The 20,559-nt window shown below is 69.4% G+C and carries 20 protein-coding genes; 15 read left to right on the forward strand and 5 right to left on the reverse strand.

The window, feature by feature from the left end:
* Window positions 1–23: 23 nt before the first annotated feature.
* The 4 genes from CHC02_RS18570 to CHC02_RS18585 all read right to left on the reverse strand — a co-directional run bounded on the left by CHC02_RS18570 (window position 24) and on the right by CHC02_RS18585 (window position 2,898).
* The gene (locus CHC02_RS18570) at window positions 24–791 is read right to left on the reverse strand and encodes a TOBE domain-containing protein (protein WP_089392925.1); all 768 of its coding nucleotides are present in this window, start codon (window positions 789–791) and stop codon (window positions 24–26) included.
* Window positions 792–879: 88 nt separating this feature from the next.
* Window positions 880–1,578 carry a ComF family protein gene (locus CHC02_RS18575; RefSeq protein WP_425262397.1) on the reverse strand — a complete coding sequence of 233 codons (699 nt, stop codon included), beginning with the start codon at window positions 1,576–1,578 and terminating at the stop codon, window positions 880–882.
* Between the two features lie 52 nt (window positions 1,579–1,630).
* Complete coding sequence (locus tag CHC02_RS18580; protein WP_009615487.1) at window positions 1,631–1,924, reverse strand: hypothetical protein; 294 nt, start codon at window positions 1,922–1,924, stop codon at window positions 1,631–1,633.
* Window positions 1,925–1,980: 56 nt separating this feature from the next.
* Window positions 1,981–2,898, reverse strand: coding sequence for a LysR family transcriptional regulator (locus CHC02_RS18585; RefSeq protein WP_089392927.1), 918 nt, complete (start codon window positions 2,896–2,898; stop codon window positions 1,981–1,983).
* Between the two features lie 132 nt (window positions 2,899–3,030).
* Between CHC02_RS18585 and CHC02_RS18590 the strand changes: the two genes are divergently transcribed.
* The 15 genes from CHC02_RS18590 (at window position 3,031) to CHC02_RS18660 (ending at window position 19,154) form a co-directional block, all read left to right on the forward strand.
* On the forward strand, window positions 3,031–3,789 hold the full coding sequence (locus tag CHC02_RS18590; RefSeq protein WP_089392928.1) for a 5-oxoprolinase subunit PxpA: 759 nt from the start codon (window positions 3,031–3,033) through the stop codon (window positions 3,787–3,789).
* Window positions 3,790–3,861: 72 nt separating this feature from the next.
* The gene (locus CHC02_RS18595; protein WP_089392929.1) at window positions 3,862–4,110 is read left to right on the forward strand and encodes an acetyl-CoA carboxylase; all 249 of its coding nucleotides are present in this window, start codon (window positions 3,862–3,864) and stop codon (window positions 4,108–4,110) included.
* A gap of 10 nt (window positions 4,111–4,120) precedes the next feature.
* Window positions 4,121–5,485 carry an acetyl-CoA carboxylase biotin carboxylase subunit gene (locus CHC02_RS18600; RefSeq protein WP_089392930.1) on the forward strand — a complete coding sequence of 455 codons (1,365 nt, stop codon included), beginning with the start codon at window positions 4,121–4,123 and terminating at the stop codon, window positions 5,483–5,485.
* A gap of 1 nt (window position 5,486) precedes the next feature.
* Window positions 5,487–6,365, forward strand: a complete 879-nt coding sequence (locus CHC02_RS18605; protein ID WP_089392931.1) for a 5-oxoprolinase subunit B family protein — start codon at window positions 5,487–5,489, stop codon at window positions 6,363–6,365.
* Window positions 6,355–7,332 (forward strand): 5-oxoprolinase subunit C family protein, encoded by a 978-nt coding sequence (locus tag CHC02_RS18610; protein WP_089392932.1) that lies wholly within the window; start codon window positions 6,355–6,357, stop codon window positions 7,330–7,332. Before CHC02_RS18605 ends, CHC02_RS18610 begins: the two co-directional genes overlap by 11 nt.
* Window positions 7,333–7,531: 199 nt before the next feature.
* Window positions 7,532–8,584 (forward strand): biotin synthase BioB, encoded by a 1,053-nt coding sequence (gene bioB, locus CHC02_RS18615; protein ID WP_089392933.1) that lies wholly within the window; start codon window positions 7,532–7,534, stop codon window positions 8,582–8,584.
* A gap of 97 nt (window positions 8,585–8,681) precedes the next feature.
* Window positions 8,682–9,887, forward strand: coding sequence for an 8-amino-7-oxononanoate synthase (gene bioF / locus CHC02_RS18620; protein WP_089392934.1), 1,206 nt, complete (start codon window positions 8,682–8,684; stop codon window positions 9,885–9,887).
* The gene (locus CHC02_RS18625; protein WP_089392935.1) at window positions 9,880–10,605 is read left to right on the forward strand and encodes an alpha/beta fold hydrolase; all 726 of its coding nucleotides are present in this window, start codon (window positions 9,880–9,882) and stop codon (window positions 10,603–10,605) included. Before bioF ends, CHC02_RS18625 begins: the two co-directional genes overlap by 8 nt.
* Window positions 10,598–11,404: a malonyl-ACP O-methyltransferase BioC gene (gene bioC / locus CHC02_RS18630; RefSeq protein ID WP_089392936.1), complete on the forward strand. Its 807-nt coding sequence runs from the start codon at window positions 10,598–10,600 to the stop codon at window positions 11,402–11,404. The genes CHC02_RS18625 and bioC overlap by 8 nt, the downstream gene beginning before the upstream one ends.
* Before the next feature lie 80 nt (window positions 11,405–11,484).
* Window positions 11,485–12,174, forward strand: coding sequence for a dethiobiotin synthase (bioD, locus tag CHC02_RS18635; RefSeq protein WP_089392937.1), 690 nt, complete (start codon window positions 11,485–11,487; stop codon window positions 12,172–12,174).
* A 66-nt stretch (window positions 12,175–12,240) separates the two neighbouring features.
* Entirely contained in the window at window positions 12,241–12,468 is a 228-nt protein-coding gene (locus tag CHC02_RS18640; protein WP_089392938.1) for a hypothetical protein, read from the forward strand.
* A 304-nt stretch (window positions 12,469–12,772) separates the two neighbouring features.
* Entirely contained in the window at window positions 12,773–14,578 is a 1,806-nt protein-coding gene (locus CHC02_RS18645) for a phenylacyl-CoA dehydrogenase (RefSeq protein ID WP_089392939.1), read from the forward strand.
* 218 nt (window positions 14,579–14,796) lie between these two features.
* The gene (locus tag CHC02_RS18650) at window positions 14,797–15,117 is read left to right on the forward strand and encodes a helix-turn-helix domain-containing protein (RefSeq protein WP_089392940.1); all 321 of its coding nucleotides are present in this window, start codon (window positions 14,797–14,799) and stop codon (window positions 15,115–15,117) included.
* A gap of 241 nt (window positions 15,118–15,358) precedes the next feature.
* Complete coding sequence (locus tag CHC02_RS18655; RefSeq protein WP_089392941.1) at window positions 15,359–17,155, forward strand: acyl-CoA dehydrogenase C-terminal domain-containing protein; 1,797 nt, start codon at window positions 15,359–15,361, stop codon at window positions 17,153–17,155.
* A 220-nt stretch (window positions 17,156–17,375) separates the two neighbouring features.
* The gene (locus CHC02_RS18660; RefSeq protein WP_089392942.1) at window positions 17,376–19,154 is read left to right on the forward strand and encodes an acyl-CoA dehydrogenase C-terminal domain-containing protein; all 1,779 of its coding nucleotides are present in this window, start codon (window positions 17,376–17,378) and stop codon (window positions 19,152–19,154) included.
* 460 nt (window positions 19,155–19,614) lie between these two features.
* Here the strand turns inward: CHC02_RS18660 and CHC02_RS18665 are convergent, their stop codons facing one another.
* Window positions 19,615–20,505 (reverse strand): LysR family transcriptional regulator, encoded by an 891-nt coding sequence (locus tag CHC02_RS18665; RefSeq protein ID WP_089392943.1) that lies wholly within the window; start codon window positions 20,503–20,505, stop codon window positions 19,615–19,617.
* Window positions 20,506–20,559 lie beyond the last annotated feature (54 nt).

The following is a 20,559-nucleotide window of genomic DNA, read 5'->3' on the forward strand; positions in this document are numbered from 1 at the left end:
CGTTGACTCAAGGCAGGCTTCGCTCAGACCGGCGTGCCGAGGATCACCTGCGCCGGGGAGAACTGCGTGCGCACCCGGCTGCCGGGGGCCAGGCGGAGGATGTCGATGCGCTCCTTGTCCACCAGGGCGCAGAGCATCTGCCCGCCGGGCAGCTGGATGCGCACCTCGCTGGGGCCGTCGCCGGCCTCGCGGATGTCCTCGACCCGCCCCTCCAGGGCGTTGAGCCCGGCCGGGCACTCGATCTGCGGCAGGTCGACGTAGAGCCAGCCGGCCTTCATCAGCGCGATCACCGGCAGGCCTTCGCACAGCTCCAGCTTCTCGGTGCTCTCGCGGGTGATGCGCGCGTGGATGCGCGCGCCGCCGGGCAGGTCGATGCCGACCAGGTCGTTCAGCCCCGCCGGCTCGATGCTGCAGACGCGCCCGTGCAACTGGTTGCGCGCGCTGGTGCGCAGCATCAGGCGGCCGATCAGCTCCAGGTCCTCGCCGTCTTCCTCGATGGTTTCGAGCATGCGCTCGCGCAGCTCCTCCAGGCGCTGGTACAGCGCCAGCAGGCGCTCGCCGGCCGGCGTCAGGCGCGCGCCGCCGCCGCCCTTGCCGCCGACGCTGCGTTCCACCAGCGGGCGTTCGGCCAGGTTGTTCAGCTCGTCCACCGCATCCCAGGCGGTCTTGTAGCTCATGCCGGCGGCCTTGGCGGCCTGGGTGATGGAGCCCAGCGCGGCGATCTGCGCGAGCAGGGCGATGCGTTGCGGGCGGCGGGTGACGTGCTGGGTGAGGAGGCTGAGGCTGGTCATCGTTTTCGTTGTCGGGTTCGCGATAGGGCGAGGCTGGTAGCTGCGCGGGCAAAAGGCAAGTGGAATCCGTCGGCTGCCTACGGCGGGGTCAGCCCGGCTTCGGCGTGCGGGCCAGGCAATAGACGTCCACCCGCGCGGCGCCGGCACGCCGCAGCAGCTGCGCCAGGGCCGCGGCGGTGGCGCCGGTGGTCAGCACGTCGTCCACCAGCGCCAGGTGCAGGCCGCGCAGGGCCGCGCCGTCGTCCAGGGCGAAGGCCTGGCGCAGGTTGCGCCGCCGCTCGGCCTTGTCCAGGCCCTGCTGCGCCGGGGTGTCGCGCACCCGGCGCAGCGGCTGGCGCCAGGGCAGGCCGAGTTCCGCGGCCAGGTTGCGGGCCAGCAGCTCGGCCTGGTTGAAGCCGCGCCGGCGCTGCCGGCGCGGGGCCAGGGGCACCGGCAGGAGCAGGTCGGGCAGGGGCAGGCCCTCGGCGAAGGCATGCCGCAGGTGGCGCCCCAGCAACTGGCCCAGCAGCCGCCCCAGGGGCCGGTCGGCCTGGTGCTTGAAGCGGGTGATGGCGCCGTCCACCGGGAAGGCGTAGCGCCAGGGCGCCAGGACCTGGTCGAAGGGCGGCGGCCGGCGCAGGCATTCGCCGCAGGTCAGGCCGTGTTCCGGCAGCGGCAGGGCGCAGGTGCCGCAGTGGCCGCCCAGCCAGGGCAGGTCGGCGTCGCAGCCGGCGCACAGCGGCAGGCCGGTATCGGCAGGGCCGCCGCAGAACAGGCAGTCCAGGGGCGGCGCGAGCAGGGCGCGCAGGCGGGCGAGCGTGAGCAGGGTGGCGTCCTCCGGGTGATGCCCCGGCGGACGCTCAGTGGATCAGCCAGCTCATCACGATGAGGCCGAGCACGGTGAGCAGGATGCCGCCGAAGAACGAGCGCCGGACGAAGGCGCGGATGCCACTGTAGAGCAGCAACAGGCCGAGGAAGAGTAGGACGAAGCTGAAGATCGACACGTCCATTCCGATGGCCCGGGCCAGGCCGTGGAGGAACTGGTCCATGGCCGCCCAGATGGCGCCCAGCAGGCCGGAGAGGAGGTCGACGACGAAGCGGATCGCCTTGCCGAGGGTCTGGCCGAGCCAGTCGAAAGTGCCTTCTGTTTCCATGTCCGTAGCGGTTCCCGATGGTTCCGTTCATTGGAGTGGCGCAGGGGCCGCCGGGTTCAGCGCCGTGTGCTGCTCAGTTGCGGCGCCAGGAAGGACTGCCGGAAGTATTCGCGGAACGCCTTCATCGCCGGGGTGAACGCGCGGTCGCGGTGCCAGGCCAGGCCGACGCTCATCGAGGGAACCGCGTCGACCAGCGTGAGCGTCTCGATGCGTTTGCCCTCCAGTGACCAGGGACGGTAGACGAGGTCGGAGAGGATGGCCACGCCGGAGCCGTTGGCGACCATGCTGCGCACCGCCTCCACCGAGCTTGTGCGCAGGATCACCCGCGGCTGCTGGCCGCTGTGCTGCCAGTAGCGCATGGAGGATTCGCCCGCCTCGTCGACGGTCAGCATGATGTAGGGCTCGCCGGCCACGTCGGCCAGGCCCACGGCCGTGCGTTCGGCCAGCGGGTGGCGTATCGGCAGCCAGAGGCGGCGGGTGGAGCTGAACAGCGTCTCCGCGGTGATCTGCGGCTCGGTGAGGTTGCCGGTGAGCACCACGGCCATGTCGTAGCGCCCGTCCAGCAGGCCGCGCTCGATGTCCACCCGTTCCTGCTCGTGCAGGTGCAGCTTCAGGTCCGGGTACCACTGCGCCAGGCGCTGCAGGTGGTGCGGCAGGAAGTAGCCCATCACGGTGTAGCTGGCCGCCACGTTCAGGCTGCCGCTGAGGTGGGTGTCCGGCAGCGGGCTGTTCAGCGCGTCCTCGACGCTGCGCAGGATGGAATAGGCGTGGTTGAGGAAGTGCCGGCCGTTGTCGGTGAGGGTCATGCCCTGGGCCGTGCGGGTGAACAGAGCGGCGCCCAGCAGGCCCTCCAGTTCCTGGATGGCGCTGGTCACGGCCGATTGCGAGATGTGCAGGTTCAGCGCCGCCTGGGAGATCTGCCCGACCTCGGCGGTGGCCACGAAGTAGCGTACCTGGCGCAGGGTGAAAGCCATGGGGCGGTGCTCCGGTAGGTATCTGTTTTTCAGAATCTACTGTATCGGATAATAAATCTACCCAATGCCACCCCTGCGACTTAAGGTCACCCCAACGACCTTCACAACAACGCATACAGGGGCCGGGCGGCGATGCAGACAGTCGATCTCAATTCCGACATGGGCGAGGGCTTCGGCCCCTGGACCATCGGCGATGGCGTGGACGCGGCGATCATGCCGCTGATCAGCAGCGCCAACATCGCCACGGGTTTCCACGCCGGCGACCCGAGCATCATGCGCCGCACCGTCGAGCTGGCCCTGGAACACGGCGTGGGCATAGGCGCGCACCCCGGCTTCCGCGACCTGGTCGGGTTCGGCCGGCGGCACATCAACGCGCCGGCCGCCGAGCTGGTCAACGACATGCTCTACCAGCTCGGCGCGCTGCGCGAATTCGCTCGCCTGCAGGGGGCGAGCCTGCAGCACATCAAGCCCCATGGCGCGCTCTACATGCACCTGGCCCGCGACGAGGAGGTGGCCCGCGAGTTCGTCGCCACCCTGCAGCGCCTCGACCCGCAGCTGGCGCTGTTCTGCATGGACGGCTCGGCCACCTGGCGCGCCGCGCAGGAACTGGGCCAGCCGGTGGTGCGCGAGTTCTACGCCGACCGCGACTACGACCGCAGCGGCTCCATCGTCTTCATCCGCCGGGTGCGCGCACTTGATCCCCAGGAGGTGGCCGCCAGGGTGCTGCGCGCCTGCCAGGAGGGCCGGGTGCGCACGGTGGAGGGCGAGGACATCGCCATCGCCTTCGACTCCATCTGCATCCACAGCGACACCCCCGGCGCCCTGGCGCTGGTCGAGGCGACACGCGCCGCCCTGCTGGGCGCCGGCATCCGCATCGAGGCGCCGCGCTGAACGCCGCCCCGCCTGGCGGGGCCTTCCATCACTGCATCTGCCATCCATACATTCGAACAATGAGGAACAGTCATGGCCGAACATACCGTGCAGTCGCCCTTGCCGGGCACCTTCTACCGCAAGCCGAGCCCGGATGCGCCCAACTACGCCGAAGCCGGCCAGCGCGTCGAGCCGGGCAGCGTGATTGGCCTGGTGGAAGTGATGAAGCAGTTCTCCGAGGTGCAGGCCGAATGTGCCGGCACCCTGCGCGCCTTCCTGGTGGAGGATGGCGAGCCGATCGAGCCGGGCCAGGCCCTGGCGACCATCGACGGCGACGCGTGAGGGCCCGGCCATGCTGAAGAAACTGCTGGTGGCCAACCGCGGCGAGATCGCCGTGCGCATCATCCGCGCGGCGCGGGCCCTGGGCATCCCCACGGTCGCGGCGTGCAGCGAGGCGGACGCCGACTCGCTGGCCGCGCGCCAGGCCGACGAGGTGCGCATCATCGGCCCGGCCCGCGCCGAGCGCAGCTACCTGAACGCCGAGGCGCTGTTGCAGGCCGCGCGCGACAGCGGGGCGGACTCGGTCCACTCCGGCTACGGCTTCCTGTCCGAGAACGCCGACTTCGCCGAGGCGGTGACCGCCGCCGGGCTGGTCTTCGTCGGCCCCGACGCGCGGACCATCCGCCGCATGGGCGACAAGGCCGAGGCGCGGCGCACGGCCATGGCCGCCGGGGTGCCGGTGGTGCCGGGCTCGCCGGGCGAACTGGAGGACGTCGAGGCCGCGCTGCGCTGTGCCGAAACGGTCGGCTACCCGCTGCTGGTCAAGGCTTCGGCCGGTGGCGGCGGGCGCGGCATCCGCATCGCCCACGACGCCGGGGAGCTGCGCCGCGAATTCCCCATCGCCCAGCGCGAGGCCCAGGCGGCCTTCGGTTCCGGCGCCGTGTACCTGGAGCGCTTCATCCGCCAGGCGCGGCACATCGAGGTGCAGATCCTCGGCGACGGCCAGCGCGCGGTGCACCTGTTCGAGCGCGAGTGCTCGCTGCAGCGGCGCCGGCAGAAGGTCTTCGAGGAGGCGCCCTCGGCGGCATTGAGCGAGGCCCAGCGCGAGGCGCTCTGCGCCAGCGCCGTGCGCCTGGCGCAGAGCCTCGGCTACCGCGGCGCCGGCACCCTGGAATACCTGTTCGATTCCCACAGCGGCGAGTTCTTCTTCATCGAGATGAACACCCGCATCCAGGTCGAGCACCCGGTCAGCGAGATGGTCACCGGCATCGACCTGGTCCAGGCCATGCTGCGCATCGCCGGCGGCGAGCCGCTGGCGCTGCGCCAGGAAGACATCCGCCTGAACGGCGCGGCGCTGGAAATGCGCATCAACGCCGAGGACCCGGCGCGCAACTTCTTCCCCTGCCCGGGCACGGTCGAGGGCCTCGGCTGGCCCCAGGGCGACGGCGTGCGGGTGGACAGCCACCTGTATCCCGGGTACCGCGTACCGCCTTACTACGACTCGCTGCTGGCGAAGATCATCGTCCACGGCAAGGACCGCGAGGAAGCCTTCGCCCGTGCGCAAAAGGCCCTGGACGAGACCGAGCTGAGCGGCATGGCCACCACCCTGTCGCTGCACTGCTGGCTGCTGGCGGAGCCGCGCGTGCGCGCCGCGCAGTTCGACACCGGCACCCTGGAAACCTGGCTGGCCGAGCGCGCCGCCGCCCTGGAGGTGTGACATGCACGAGCAGATCCGCTACAGCTTCGGCGGCGACGAGCACCTGTTCGCCGAGGTCGCCGAATCCATGTCGCTGGAGGCCTTCTTCCGCGGCATGGCCATCACCCGGGCGATCGAGCGCCAGGCCATCCCCGGCGTGCTCGACGTGTGCCTGGCCAATGCCTCCTTCCAAGTCCGCTTCGACCCCGACCAGGTGGCCCCGCAGGCGCTGCTGGAGCAGGTGCGCGAGCTGGAGGCCCATGCCACCACCGAGCGCAGCATCCGCACGCGGATCATCGAGATCCCGGTGCTGTACAACGACCCCTGGACCCACGAGACGCTGATGCGCTTCCGCGACCGCCACCAGGACCCGGCCTCCACCGACCTGGAATACGCGGCGCGGATCAACGGCTACCAGGACGCCCAGGCGTTCATCGAGGCGCACAGCGGCACGCCCTGGTTCGTCTCCATGGTCGGCTTCGTCGCCGGCCTGCCGTTCATGTACCAGATGGTCGAGCGCGAGCGGCAGCTGCAGGTGCCCAAGTACCTGCGCCCGCGCACCGACACGCCGAGGCTGACCCTCGGCCACGGCGGCTGCTTCGGCTGCATATACTCGGTGCGCGGCGCCGGCGGCTACCAGATGTTCGGCGTCACCCCGGCGCCGATCTACGACCCGCAGCAACGCCTGGGCTACCTGCGCGATTCCATGGTGTTCTTCCGCGCCGGCGACATCGTCCAGTTCCGGCCCATCGACCGCGCCGAGTACGACCGCGCGGTCGCCGAGGTGGAGGCGGGCAGCTTCGCGCTGCGCATCCGCCCGGTCGAGTTCGACCTCGACGCTTTCCTGGCCGACCCGCAAGGCTGCAAGCAACGACTGCAGGAGGTGCTCCATGTCGCTTAAGGTGCTCAAGCCCGGCCTCGCCACCTCGGTGCAGGACGCCGGCCGCGAAGGCTACTACCACCTGGGCATCCCGCCCTCCGGCGCTCTCGACCAGTACGCCCTGCGCGCGGCCAACCTGCTGGTGGGCAACCCGGCCACCGCCGCGGCGCTGGAGTGCACCCTGCTCGGGCCGCAGCTGGAATTCCAGCGCGACGCCCTGGTAGCGGTCTGCGGTGCGGCCATGACGCCGCGCCTGGACGGCGCCGAGATGCCGCTGGATTGCGCCTTCCGCGTGCGCGCCGGGCAGGTGCTGGGCTTCGACTTCATCAAGGCCGGCGCCCGTGGCTACATCGCCATCGACGGCGGCATCGAGGTGCCCGAGGTGCTGGGCAGCCGCTCCACCTACGCCCTGGGCGGCATCGGCGGCTTCGCCGGGCGGCGCCTGCAGGCCGGCGACGAATTGCCCCTGGGCGCTCCCGCCGGCGCCGGTCGCGAGGGCCTGGCGCTGCCACGCTCGTTGCAGATCGAGGTCGGTGGCGAAGTCAGCCTGCGGGTGGTGCCGGGGCTCTATCACCATCGCCTGACGGCCCGGGCCGCCGAGCAGTTCTTCGCCGACACCTGGACCGTGGGCTCTGAAGCCGACCGCACCGGCTTCCGCTTCAAGGGCGGCGCGCCGCTGGCCTTCGAGCCACGCGAGCAGCCGTTCGGCGCCGGCTCCGACCCGTCGAACATCGTCGACGCCTGCTACCCGATCGGCTCCATCCAGGTGCCCGGCGGCCTGGAGCCCATCGTCCTGCACCGCGACGCGGTGTCCGGCGGCGGCTACGCGATGATCGGCACGGTGATCAGCGCCGACCTCGACCGCATGGCCCAGCTGCAGCCCAACCAGAAGGCCCGTTTCGTCGCCATCTCCCTGGAGGAAGCGCTGGCGGCGCGGCGTCGCTACAAGCAGCAGGTCGAAAACCTGTACCGCTTCTTCCTGGCCTAGCTGACCGCCACGGCGGCCTCCGCAGCGGACGCCGCCGTGGTCCAGGGATGATCAATTATTGGTCACTTGTCGACTTGTGACTTCATCTTGGTTGACAGCGACCAAGGCTTACATATCATGCCTCCAAAGCCTGAACCGCCACGCCCGCCGTGGCGGTCGAGAACAACGAGGCGTCAGCCCGCGTCCGAAGGAATTCCCCATGAGTGCATCCGCATCCATCGTCACCCGCCACGACTGGACCCTCGCCGAAGTGAAGGCGCTCTTCGAGCAGCCCTTCAACGACCTCCTGTTCCAGGCGCAGACGGTGCACCGTGCGCACTTCGACGCGAACCGCGTGCAGGTCTCGACCCTGCTGTCGATCAAGACCGGCGCCTGCCCGGAAGACTGCAAGTACTGCCCGCAGTCCGGCCACTACAACACCGGCCTGGACAAGGAAAAGCTGATGGAGGTGCAGAAGGTCCTGGAGGCCGCCGCCGAGGCCAAGGCCATCGGCTCCACCCGCTTCTGCATGGGCGCCGCCTGGAAGCACCCCTCGGCCAAGGACATGCCCTACGTGCTGGAGATGGTCAAGGGCGTGAAGAAGCTCGGCCTGGAAACCTGCATGACCCTCGGCAAGCTGACTCAGGAGCAGACCCAGGCCCTGGCCGAGGCCGGGCTGGACTACTACAACCACAACCTCGACACCTCGCCGGAGTTCTACGGCAACATCATCACCACCCGCACCTACGGCGAGCGCCTGCAGACCCTGGCCTACGTGCGCGAGGCGGGGATGAAGATCTGCTCCGGCGGCATCCTCGGCATGGGCGAGTCGGTGGCCGACCGCGCCGGCCTGCTGATCCAGCTGGCCAACCTGCCGGAGCACCCGGAGTCGGTGCCGATCAACATGCTGGTCAAGGTCAAGGGCACCCCGCTGGCCGAGGAGAAGGACGTCGATCCCTTTGACTTCATCCGCACCCTGGCCGTGGCCCGGATCATGATGCCGAAATCCCACGTGCGCCTGTCCGCCGGCCGCGAGCAGATGAACGAGCAGATGCAGGCCCTGGCCTTCATGGCCGGCGCCAACTCGATCTTCTACGGCGAGAAGCTGCTGACCACCAAGAACCCGCAGGCCGAGAAGGACATGCAGCTGTTCGCCCGCCTGGGCATCAAGCCCGAGGCGCGCGAGGAGCACGCCGACGAGGTGCACCAGGCCGCCATCGAGCAGGCCCTGGTCGAGCAGCGCGATTCGCAGCTGTTCTATTCGGCCGTCTGACGACGGCAGCTGCAAGCCGCAAGCTTCAAGCTGCAAGCCGAAAGCGCACTTTCGGTTTTTACTTGTAGCTTGTGGCTTAGCGCTTGGAGCTTGACGCATGTCCTTCGATCTCACCGCCCGCCTGGCCCAGCGCCAGGCGGACGATCTCTACCGCCAGCGGCCGTTGCTGGAGTCGCCGCAGGGCCCGCTGGTGCGGGTCGACGGCCGGCCGATGCTGGCCTTCTGTTCCAATGACTACCTGGGCCTGGCCAACCACCCCGAGGTGATCGCCGCGCTGCGTGCCGGCGCCGAGGGCTGGGGCGTGGGCGGTGGCGCCTCGCACCTGGTCAACGGCCACTGCGGGCCGCACCACGAGCTGGAGCTGGCCCTGGCCGAATTCACCGGGCGGCCGCGGGCGCTGCTGTTCTCCACCGGCTACATGGCCAACCTGGGCGCGGTGACCGCGCTGCTGGGCAAGGGCGACAGCGTGCTGGAAGACCGCCTCAACCACGCGTCGCTGCTGGACGCCGGGCTGCTCAGCGGCGCGCGCTTCTCGCGCTACCTGCACAACGACGCGGCCAGCCTGGCCACGCGCCTGGGCAAGGCCGAGGGCAATACCCTGGTGGTCACCGACGGCGTGTTCAGCATGGACGGCGACCTCGCCGACCTGCCGGCCCTGTGCGCCGAGGCCAGGCGCCGCGGCGCCTGGGTGATGGTCGACGACGCCCATGGCTTCGGCCCGCTGGGCGCCGGCGGTGGCGGCATCGTCGAGCACTTCGGCCTGGGCCTGGATGACGTGCCGGTGCTGGTCGGCACCCTGGGCAAGGCCTTCGGCACCGCCGGCGCCTTCGTCGCCGGCAGCGAGGAGCTGGTGGAGACGCTGATCCAGTTCGCCCGCCCATACATCTACACCACCAGCCAGCCGCCGGCGCTGGCCTGCGCCACGCTGAAGAGCCTGGAGCTGCTGCGCAGCGAGAACTGGCGCCGCGAGCACCTGGGCCGGCTGGTCGCACGCTTCCGCCGCGGCGCCGAGGCCATCGGCCTGACGCTGATGGACAGCTTCACGCCGATCCAGCCGATCCTCATCGGCGGCAGCCGCCAGGCCATGGCGCTGTCGGCGGCGTTGCGCGACCACGGCATCCTGGTCGGCGCCATCCGCCCGCCGACCGTGCCGGCCGGCAGCGCGCGGCTGCGCGTGACCTTCAGCGCCAGCCACAGCGAGGAGCAGGTCGACCGCCTGCTCGAAGCCCTGGAGCAGAGCTGGCGCCAGGTCTCCAGCAGCCTGCTGGCGGAACTCGACGCCGAGGAGGGCGAGGATGCGTGACCAACTGATTCTGCTGCCCGGCTGGGGCCTGGGCTGCGCGCCCCTGGAGCCGCTGCGCGACGCCCTGCTGGAGCTGGCGCCGCACCTGCACGTGGCCATCGAGCCGCTGCCGCGCGAGGCCGACCCGGCGCTATGGCTGGACGAGCTGGACGACGAACTGCCCGAAGGCAGCTGGCTGGCCGGCTGGTCGCTGGGCGGCATGCTCGCCGCCGAGCTGGCCGCGCGCCGCGGCCAGGCCTGCCGGGGCCTGATCACCCTGGCCGCCAACGCCAGCTTCCGCCAGCTGGACGACTGGCCGCAGGCCATGCCCAACAGCGTCTTCGAGGATTTCTTCGAGGCCTTCCTGCTGGAGCCGGAACTGACGCGCAAGCGCTTCACCCTGCTGGTCAGCCAGGGCGCCCGCGACGCACGCACCCTGGCGCGGCAACTGCAGGTGGCGCTGCCGGCGCTGGAGGCCGGGGCGCTGGGCGCCGGCCTGCAACTGCTGGGGCGCCTGGACACCCGCGCGGCGCTGGAACGCTACGACGGCCCGCAACTGCACCTGTTCGCCGGCAACGACGCCCTGGTCCCGGCCGGCGCCGCCGACGCCCTGCTGGGCTGGTTGCCGGACGTGGAAGCGAGCACCATCGCCGGCGCCAGCCACGGCCTGCCGCTGGAGCGCCCGGACGAGGTGGCCGCGGCCATCCTGACTTTCATCCACGAGGGCGACGATGTCTGATCCCCTGGGCGGCGCGCTGCCGGACAAGCGCCAGGTCGCCGCTTCCTTCTCCCGCGCGGCCGCCACCTACGACGCCGTGGCCGAACTGCAGCGCGGCGTCGGCGAAGGCCTGCTGGCGCGGCTGCCGGCCGACCTGGCGGTGCGCCGCTGGCTCGACCTGGGCTGCGGCACCGGCCACTTCAGCCGGGCCCTGGCCCGGCGCTTCGGCGAGGCCGAGGGCCTGGCCGTGGACATCGCCGAAGGCATGCTGCGCCACGCCCGCGAGCGCGGCGGCGCCCGGCACTTCATCGGCGGCGACGCCGAGCGCCTGCCGCTGCGCGGCGAGTGCTGCGACCTGCTGTTCTCCAGCCTGGCCATCCAGTGGTGCGCCGACCTGCCGGCGGTGCTCGGCGAGGCGCACCGGGTGCTGCGCGAGGGCGGCGTGTTCGCCTTCAGCAGCCTGTGCGTCGGCACCCTGGACGAGCTGCGCGCCAGCTGGCAGGCGGTGGACGGCTTCGTCCACGTCAACCGCTTCCGCGCCTTCGCCGACTACCAGGCGCAGTGCGCGGCGAGCGGGCTGGAGGTGCTGCAACTGGCCACCGAGGACCGCGTGCTGCACTTCCCCGACCTGCGCAGCCTGACCCACGAACTCAAGGCCCTGGGCGCCCACAACCTCAACCCCGGCCGCCCCGGCGGCCTGACCGGGCGGGCCAGGGTGCGGGCGCTGATCGAGGCCTACGAACGCTTCCGCCAGCCCGGGGGGCTGCCGGCGACCTACAGGGTGGTCCAGGCCATCCTGCGCAAACCCATCTCTTCGTAGGAGCGAGCTTGCTCGCGAACGGCCCGGGCACGGGTTCGCGAGCAAGCTCGCTCCTACACAGGCAGCACCTGAGGAACCCCATGCCCCACGCCTACTTCATCACCGGCACCGACACCGAAATCGGCAAGACCACCATCGCCGCCGGCCTGCTGCACGCCGCGCGCATGGCCGGCATGTCCACCGCCGCCGCCAAGCCGGTGGCCTCCGGCTGCGAGCGCCGCCCCGAGGGCCTGCGTAACGGCGACGCCCTGGCCCTGCTGGGCGAGTGCAGCCTGCCGCTGGCCTACGAGGAAGTGAACCCCTTCGCCTTCGAGCCGGCCATCGCCCCGCACCTGGCGGCGCGCGAGGTCGGCGTGGCGCTGAACGTCGACACCCTGGCCGGGCCGGTGCGCCACGTGCTGGCGCGCGGCGCCGACTTCACCCTGGTGGAAGGCGCCGGCGGCTGGCGCGTGCCCCTGGCCGGCGAGGAGAGCCTGTCGGACCTGGCCATCCGCCTCGAGCTGCCGGTGATCCTGGTGGTGGGCGTGCGCCTGGGCTGCATCAACCACGCGGTGCTCAGCGCCGAGGCCATCCTGCGCGACGGCTTGCCGCTGGCCGGCTGGGTGGCCAACATCGTCGATGCGCAGACCTCGCGCCTGGAAGAGAACCTGGCGACCCTCGCCGAACGCCTGCCGGCGCCCTGCATCGGCCGCGTGCCGCGCCTGGCCGCGCCGACGCCGTTCGCCGTGGCCGGGCACCTGGACCTGGGGATCCTCGACCTTCCGGACTGATGGCCTTTGAATATCACCGACGATCCTGCTTGAATAGGCGGCAGGTTCCACCGAGGAAGATCGACCATGGAAATCTCCGGTAACGCATTCAGTACCGGTCTGCAGGGGCTGCAGCGCGGCCTGCAGCAGGTCGACCGCGCCGCCGCCCAGGTGGCCGCGCAACCCGTGGCCCAGGACGACATCGCCCGGCCCGTGGTGGACATGGAAATGAGCAAGTACGCCGCCCTGGCGTCCAGCCGCGTCCTGCAGACCGCCGACGAAACCCTCGGGACGCTGATCGACATCAGCGTCTGACGCCTTTCCTCCCTTCAGAATTTCCTTTCAGCAGCTTCGGACCGTCACCTGTCGGCGGCCCGTGGCTGGGCTTTACTCGTACCTATCGATACCCGCAAACGCAGCGCTCTGTTCCGAGCCCTGGCGCGTGACCGGGCGGTCGGCTTGCGCGCTTGACAAGGGTAGGGCGTAAACGTATGTTTCAAACGCCTGTTTGAGAGTCGAGGCGCGCGGCGCATCGGCTGGGCGGCCGGGAACGCTCCCGCACAGCGACCGCAAGCATCGGTCGCCCATTAACCAGAACCCTTCGTAGAGGTTTACCGCTATGCCTGATTACAAGGCCCCCTTGCGTGATATCCGTTTCGTTCGCGACGAGCTGCTGGGCTACGAAGCGCACTACCAGAACCTGCCGGGCGCCCAGGACGCCACGCCGGACATGGTCAATGCCATCCTCGAAGAGGGTGCCAAGTTCTGCGAACAGGTGATCGCCCCGCTGAACCGCGTCGGCGACCAGGAAGGCTGCACCTGGAGCCCCGAGGGCGTGAAGACCCCCACCGGCTTCAAGGAGGCCTACCAGCAATTCGTCGAGGGCGGCTGGCCGAGCCTGGCCCATGACGTCGAGCACGGCGGCCAGGGCCTGCCGGAATCCCTGGGCATGGCCATCAGCGAGATGGTCGGCCAGGCCAACTGGTCCTGGGGCATGTACCCGGGCCTGTCCCACGGCGCCATGAACACCCTGCACGCCCACGGCACCCCGGAACAGCAGGCCACCTACCTGACCAAGCTGGTGTCCGGCGAGTGGACCGGCACCATGTGCCTGACCGAGCCGCACTGCGGCACCGACCTGGGCATGCTGCGCACCAAGGCCGAGCCCCAGGCCGACGGCACCTACAAGGTCACCGGCACCAAGATCTTCATTTCCGCCGGCGAACACGACATGGCCGACAACATCGTCCACATCGTGCTGGCCCGCCTGCCCGACGCGCCCCAGGGCACCAAGGGCATCTCGCTGTTCATCGTGCCGAAGTTCCTGCCCAACGCCGAAGGCGGCGTAGGCGAGCGCAATGCCGTGTCCTGTGGCTCCATCGAGCACAAGATGGGCATCCACGGCAACGCCACTTGCGTGATGAACTTCGACGCCGCCACCGGCTTCCTGATCGGCCCGCCGAACAAGGGCCTGAACTGCATGTTCACCTTCATGAACACCGCCCGCCTGGGTACCGCGCTGCAAGGCCTGGCCCACGCCGAGATCGGTTTCCAGGGTGGCATCGCCTACGCCCGCGAGCGTCTGCAGATGCGTTCGCTGACCGGCCCGAAAGCCCCGGAAAAGGCCGCCGACCCGATCATCGTGCACCCGGACGTGCGCCGCATGCTGCTGACCGCCAAGGCTTTCGCCGAAGGCAACCGCGCCATGCTGTACTTCGCCGCCAAGCAGGTGGACATCGTCCAGCGCAGCCAGGACGAAGAAGAGAAGAAAGCCGCTGACGCGATGCTGGCCTTCCTCACCCCGATCGCCAAGGCGTTCATGACCGAAGTCGGCTTCGAGTCGGCCAACCACGGCGTGCAGATCTATGGCGGCCACGGCTTCATCGCCGAGCACGGCATGGAACAGAACGTCCGCGACAGCCGCATCTCCATGCTGTACGAAGGCACCACCGGCGTTCAGGCGCTGGACCTGCTGGGCCGCAAGGTGCTGATGACCCAGGGCGAGGCGCTCAAGGGCTTCACCAGGATCGTGCACAAGTTCTGCCAGGCCAACGAAGGCAACGACGCCGTCAAGGAATTCGTCGCGCCGCTGGCCGCGCTGAACAAGGAGTGGGGCGAACTGACCATGAAGGTCGGCATGGCCGCCATGAAGGACCGCGAGGAAGTCGGCGCCGCTTCGGTGGACTACCTGATGTTCTCCGGCTACGCCTGCCTGGCCTACTTCTGGGCCGACATGGCGCGCCTGGCCGCCGAGAAACTGGCCGCCGGCACCAGCGAGGAAGCCTTCTACAAGGCCAAGCTGCAGACCGCGCGCTTCTACTTCCAGCGCATCCTGCCGCGCACCCGCGCCCACGTCGCCGCCATGCTGTCCGGCGCCGGCAACCTGATGGACATGGCCGAGGAAGACTTCTCCCTCGGTTACTGATCCCGCCGCTGGCACCAGCCCGCCCCGTGGCGGGCTGTCCACGGAGGCGCCTGACACCCTGCGAGCAAGCGCCCGCAGGGTGTTTTCATTTCCGGGCCTGCTCCACGCACGATCGTGGCCCGGCTTGATCGTTATACCAATATGGGTATAGCCTCGCTCGGCCGTTCATGGGAAAGCCGAGCCATCAGTGAAGTCGTTGATCTGGATGGGCAGCGAAAATGATTGAGTTCGAAGAAGGTAGCGGCAATGTCTATGCCGACCTCGGCAGGGACGATGCCGGCGAGATGCAGGTCAAGGCCAGGCTGGCATCCAAGATCGGCAGCATCATCAAGGCCCGCCACCTGACACAGACCCAGGCAGCGGAAATCCTCGGGCTTCCCCAGCCCAAGGTTTCCGACATGTTGCGTGGGAAGTTCAGAGGCATCAGCGAGGCCAAGATGATCGACTGCCTGGCCCGGCTCGGGCGCGATGTCCAGATCGTGGTCAAGGCCGCCCCCCGTTCACGCCGTGAGGGGCGGGTGGAAGTGGTCTTCGCCTGATCGGCTCTCCCGTGCAGGAAGCCCGTCCTGATGGCGGGTTTTTTTGTGCCCGTGCAGGCCGCGAGTACCGCGTTGCAGCGTATGGCCGGGGCCGTCGCGGGGTGGTGCGGCCGGCCCGAGGCCGGGCCCGGTTATGGCCGCGCATTCATCGCGCGCAGAGTGATTGCCGCCGCTTTCCGGCGCACAGTAGGTTCAGGGCTTGTCCGCGCCGTTCCGGCGCCGAACCGACTGGAGAACCGCCATGCCCGAGTACAAGGCACCCCTGCGCGACGTGCGCTTCCTGATCGACGAGGTCTTCGACTTCGCCGGCCGCTACCAGGCCCTGGGCGCGACCGATGCCAGCCCGGACATGGTTTCCGCCATCCTCGAGGAAGGGGCCAGGTTCTGCGAGCAGGTGCTGGCGCCGCTGAACCGCTCCGGCGACGAGGAGGGCTGCCACTTCGACAACGGCGTGGTGACCACGCCCAAGGGCTTCAAGGAGGCCTTCGCGCAGTACGTCGAGGGCGGCTGGAACGGCGTGTCCTCCGACCCCGAGTACGGTGGCCAGGGCCTGCCGCCGTCCCTAGGCCTGCTGGTCAGCGAGATGATCGGCGCGGCCAACTGCTCCTGGGCCATGTACCCCGGCCTGACCAAGGGCGCCATGGCCGCCATCCACGCCCACGGCAGCGCCGAGCAGAAGCAGGCCTACCTGCCGCGCATGACCGCAGGCACCTGGACCGGCACCATGTGCCTGACCGAACCGCACTGCGGCACGGACCTCGGCATCATCAAGACCCGCGCCGTGCCCAACGCCGACGGCAGCTACGCCATCAGCGGCACCAAGATCTTCATCTCCGCCGGCGAGCACGACATGAGCGAGAACATCATCCACCTGGTGCTGGCCAAGCTGCCCGACGCGCCGGCCGGTACCAAGGGCATCTCGCTGTTCATCGTGCCCAAGTTCCTGCTCGACGCCAGCGGCGAGGCCGGCGCGCGCAATGCCGTGGCCTGCGGCTCCATCGAACACAAGATGGGTATCAAGGCCTCGGCCACCTGCGTGATGAACTTCGACGGCGCCACCGGCTACCTGATCGGCGAGGCCAACAAGGGCCTGGCCTGCATGTTCACCATGATGAACCACGCGCGCCTGGGCACCGGCATGCAGGGCCTGTGCCTCGGCGAGGTGAGCTACCAGGGCGCCGTGAAGTACGCCCAGGAGCGCCTGCAGATGCGCGCCCTGACCGGGCCCAAGGCGCCGGACAAGCCGGCCGACCCGATCATCGTCCACCCCGACGTGCGGCGCATGCTGCTGACCATGAAGGCCTTCAACGAGGGCAACCGCGCCCTGGCCTACTTCACCGCGCAACTGCTGGACATCGAGCACCTGTCCGACAACGCCGAGGAACGCGAGCAGGCCGCCAACCTGCTGGCCTTCGTCACCCCGATCTGCAAGGCCTTCATGACCGACACCGGGCTGGAGGTGACCAACCACGGCATGCAGGTGTTCGGTGGCCACGGCTTCATCCGCGAATGGGGCATGGAGCAACTGGTGCGTGACTGCCGCATCGCCCCGATCTACGAAGGCACCAACGGCATCCAGGCCCTGGACCTGCTTGGGCGAAAGGTGCTCGGCAGCCAGGGCAAGCTGCTGCTGGGCTTCACCAGGCTGGTCCACCAGCTGTGCCAGGCCAACGCCGAGCACCCGCAGCTCAAGGCCCAGGTGGCGCAGCTGGCGGCGCTGAACAAGCAGTGGGGCGAGCTGACGCAGAAGGTCGGCATGGCCGCCATGAAGAACCCCGACGAAGTCGGCGCGGCGGCGGTGGACTACCTGATGTTCTCCGGCTACGTCACCCTCGGCTACTTCTGGCTGCAAATGGCCCTGGTGGCCCGGAACAAGCTGGAGCAGGGTAGCAGCGAAGCCGATTTCTACCAGGCCAAGCTGGCCACCGCGGACTTCTACTTCGCCCGCCTGCTGCCGCGCGCGGCCGCGCACAAGGCGGCGGTGGAGGCCGGCGGCGAAAGCCTGATGCGCCTGTCCGCCGAGCAGTTCGCCCTCTGACGCGCCGACCGCGGCCCCGGCGGCCCTTCGTGGCGGCCGGGGCCGCTGGCTGTCCGGTGGGCGCATATGGTGTGACCGATGATTAACAATTCGTTCACAATATGACGCTATGGCTCTGAAGAGTTGTCGGGGTAAACTCCGCCGGCGTACCCTTGCGTACGTCCTATCCTGAATACCGCTGGCTGCTTGTTCAGCCGTTGTTTCGCTCGAGGATTCCTACATGGCTGACTACAAAGCACCGCTGCGCGACATGCAATTCGTCCTCCACGAAGTCTTCGAGGTGGGCAAGCTCTGGGCCGAGCTGCCGGGCCTGGCCGAGACGGTGGACGTCGACACCGCCAACGCCATCCTCGAGGAAGCCGGCAAGGTCACCGCGGGCGTGATCGCCCCGCTGAACCGCAGCGGCGACGAAGAAGGCTGCAGCTGGAGCGCCGAAGGCGTGAAGACCCCGGCCGGCTTCCCCGAGGCCTACCGCACCTACGCCGAAGGCGGCTGGGTGGGCGTGGGCGGCGCGCCGGAGTTCGGCGGCATGGGCATGCCCAAGGTCATCGGTGCGCAGGTCGAGGAGATGGTCAATGCGGCCAACCTGTCCTTCGGCCTCTATCCGATGCTGACCGCTGGCGCCTGCCTGTCGCTGCTCAACCACGCCAGCGAAGAACTCAAGGGCAAGTACCTGCCGAACATGTACGCCGGTACCTGGGCCGGTTCCATGTGCCTGACCGAGCCCCACGCCGGCACCGACCTGGGCATCATCCGCACCAAGGCCGAGCCCCAGGCCGACGGCAGCTACAAGGTCAGCGGCACCAAGATCTTCATCACCGGCGGCGAGCACGACCTGGCCGAGAACATCATCCACCTGGTGCTGGCCAAGCTGCCCGACGCGCCGGCCGGCTCCAAGGGCATCTCGCTGTTCCTGGTGCCCAAGGTGCTGGTCAACGAGGACGGCTCGCTCGGTGAGCGCAACGCCGTGAGCTGCGGCTCCATCGAGCACAAGATGGGCATCAAGGCCTCGGCCACCTGCGTGATGAACTTCGACGGCGCTACCGGCTGGATCGTCGATGCGCCGAACAAGGGCCTGGCGGCCATGTTCACCATGATGAACTACGAGCGCCTGGGCGTCGGCATCCAGGGCCTGGCCACCGGCGAGCGTTCCTACCAGAGCGCCGTGGAATACGCCCGCGAGCGCATCCAGAGCCGCGCGCCCACCGGCCCGGTGGCCAAGGACAAGGCGGCCGACCCGATCATCGTGCACCCGGACGTGCGCCGCATGCTGCTGACCATGAAGGCGCTGAACGAGGGCGGCCGCGCCTTCTCCAGCTACGTCGCCATGCAGCTGGACACCGCCAAGTACAGCGAAGAACCGACCGTGCGCAAGCGCGCCGAGGACCTGGTCGCCCTGCTGACTCCGGTGGCCAAGGCCTTCCTCACCGACATGGGCCTGGAAACCACCGTCCACGGCCAGCAGGTGTTCGGCGGCCATGGCTTCATCCGCGAGTGGGGCCAGGAGCAGCTGGTGCGCGACTGCCGCATCACCCAGATCTACGAAGGCACCAACGGCATCCAGGCGCTGGACCTGATGGGCCGCAAGATCGTCGGCAGCGGTGGCGCCTTCGCCAGGCACTTCACCGACGAGATCAAGGCCTTCAGCGCCTCGGCCGGCGCCGAGCTGGCCGAGTTCACCGGTCCGCTGAACGCCGCCGTGCAGAACCTGGAAGAGCTGACCGCCTGGGTGCTGGACCGCGCCAAGGCCAACCCCAACGAGATCGGCGCCGCTTCGGTGGAGTACCTCCAGGTGTTCGGCTACACCGCCTACGCCTACATGTGGGCGCTGATGGCCCGCGCTGCGCTGGGCAAGGAAGGCCAGGACGAGTTCTACGCCAGCAAGCTGGGCACCGCGCGCTTCTACTTCGCCCGCCTGCTGCCGCGCATCCACTCCCTGAGCGCCTCGGTGAAGGCCGGCAGCGAGTCGCTGTACCTGCTCGACGCCGCGCAGTTCTAAGCCGCGCACACAGACAGGGCCCCGCTTCGGCGGGGCCTTGTCGTTTCAGCGGGGCAACGCTTTGTAAGCCTAGGCTTACACGTCGTGGTGTCATTTGGCGTCTACCGACGGCGCGGTCCGACGCGTAATCTTGTTTCCAGTCAGGACATTGCGCAGGAAGCGCCGACGACAAAACGGAAAGATAGGGATTCCACCACGGACGGTGGCCAGCATGGACGTCAGGATATCGGTCTGCAAAACCCCGCTCGCAAGGCGGGGTTTTTCTTTGCCTGCGGTTTTTCCCCGCCCAGCCGACTGTAGGAGCGGGCCCTGCCCGCGATTCGCGCGCAGGGCGCGCTCCTACAAGGGGAATGGCGTGGGTGGGACGGCGTAGGAGCGGATCTCATCCGCGATCCGCGCCGGGACGCCCGGCTATCGCGGAGAAGCTCCGCTCCTACGAAGAGCATCTTGGCGCGGGGCTCTACGAAAAGCCCTGTACCGCGCCTTCCAGCAGCGAGCGCAGCAGCTCCACCGTGCTGCGCTGGCGCTGCGCATCGCGGTAGACCAACCCCACGCTCAGCGGGATGCGCGGCTCGCTCAACGGCTTCCACAGCAGGTCGCGGTTGCTGTGCAGCTGCCGCGCGCGGCCCGGCAGCACCGTGGCGAAGCGGCTGTGGGGCAGGCTGTCGAGGATGCCGCTCATGTGGTTCAGCTCGGCCTGCACCCGTGGCCGGCGGCCGATGGCGGCCAGTTGCTCCTGCCAGATCTGCCGGGCACGGAATTCCTCGCCCAGCAGCAGCATCGGCAGTTCCGCGGCCTGGGCCAGGGACACCTTCTTGAACTCGCGCAGCGGGTGGTCGGCGGGGATCACCAGCTGCAGCTCGTCCGGGTACAGCTCCACGCCATGCAGCGCCGGCTGGCGCGGCGGCAGGAAGCCGATGCCGATGTCCAGCTGCCCGGCCAGCAGCCGGCGCTCGATCTCCACCCCGGACAGCTCGTAGATGCGCACCTGCAGGTGCGGCTGCGCGGCGTGCAGGCGTTCCACCAGGTGGGGCACCAGGCTGGCGTTCACCGTCTGCAGCACGCCGATGGCCAGGCTGCGCGCGGCCTGCCCGCGGAAGCCGCGCAGGGCCTCGTGGGCGCGCTCCAGGCCTTCGAGCAGGGGCACGGCATGGTTGTACAGGGTGTGCGCCGCCGCCGTCGGTACCAGGCGCTTGCCGATGCGCTGGAACAGGGCCACGTCGAGGCTCCGCTCCAGCTGGCGGATCTGCTGCGACAGCGCCGGCTGCGACAGGGCCAGGCGCTCGGCGGCCCGGCCGACGTGGCCTTCCTCGTAGAGCGCGACGAAATAGCGGAGCTGGCGGAAATCCATAAGCGCAGCTTATCAACGAAACTGGAAAATCGAAATGGATAGGCACCTATCCGA

Source organism: Pseudomonas delhiensis, assembly GCF_900187975.1.
Lineage (GTDB): Bacteria > Pseudomonadota > Gammaproteobacteria > Pseudomonadales > Pseudomonadaceae > Pseudomonas > Pseudomonas delhiensis.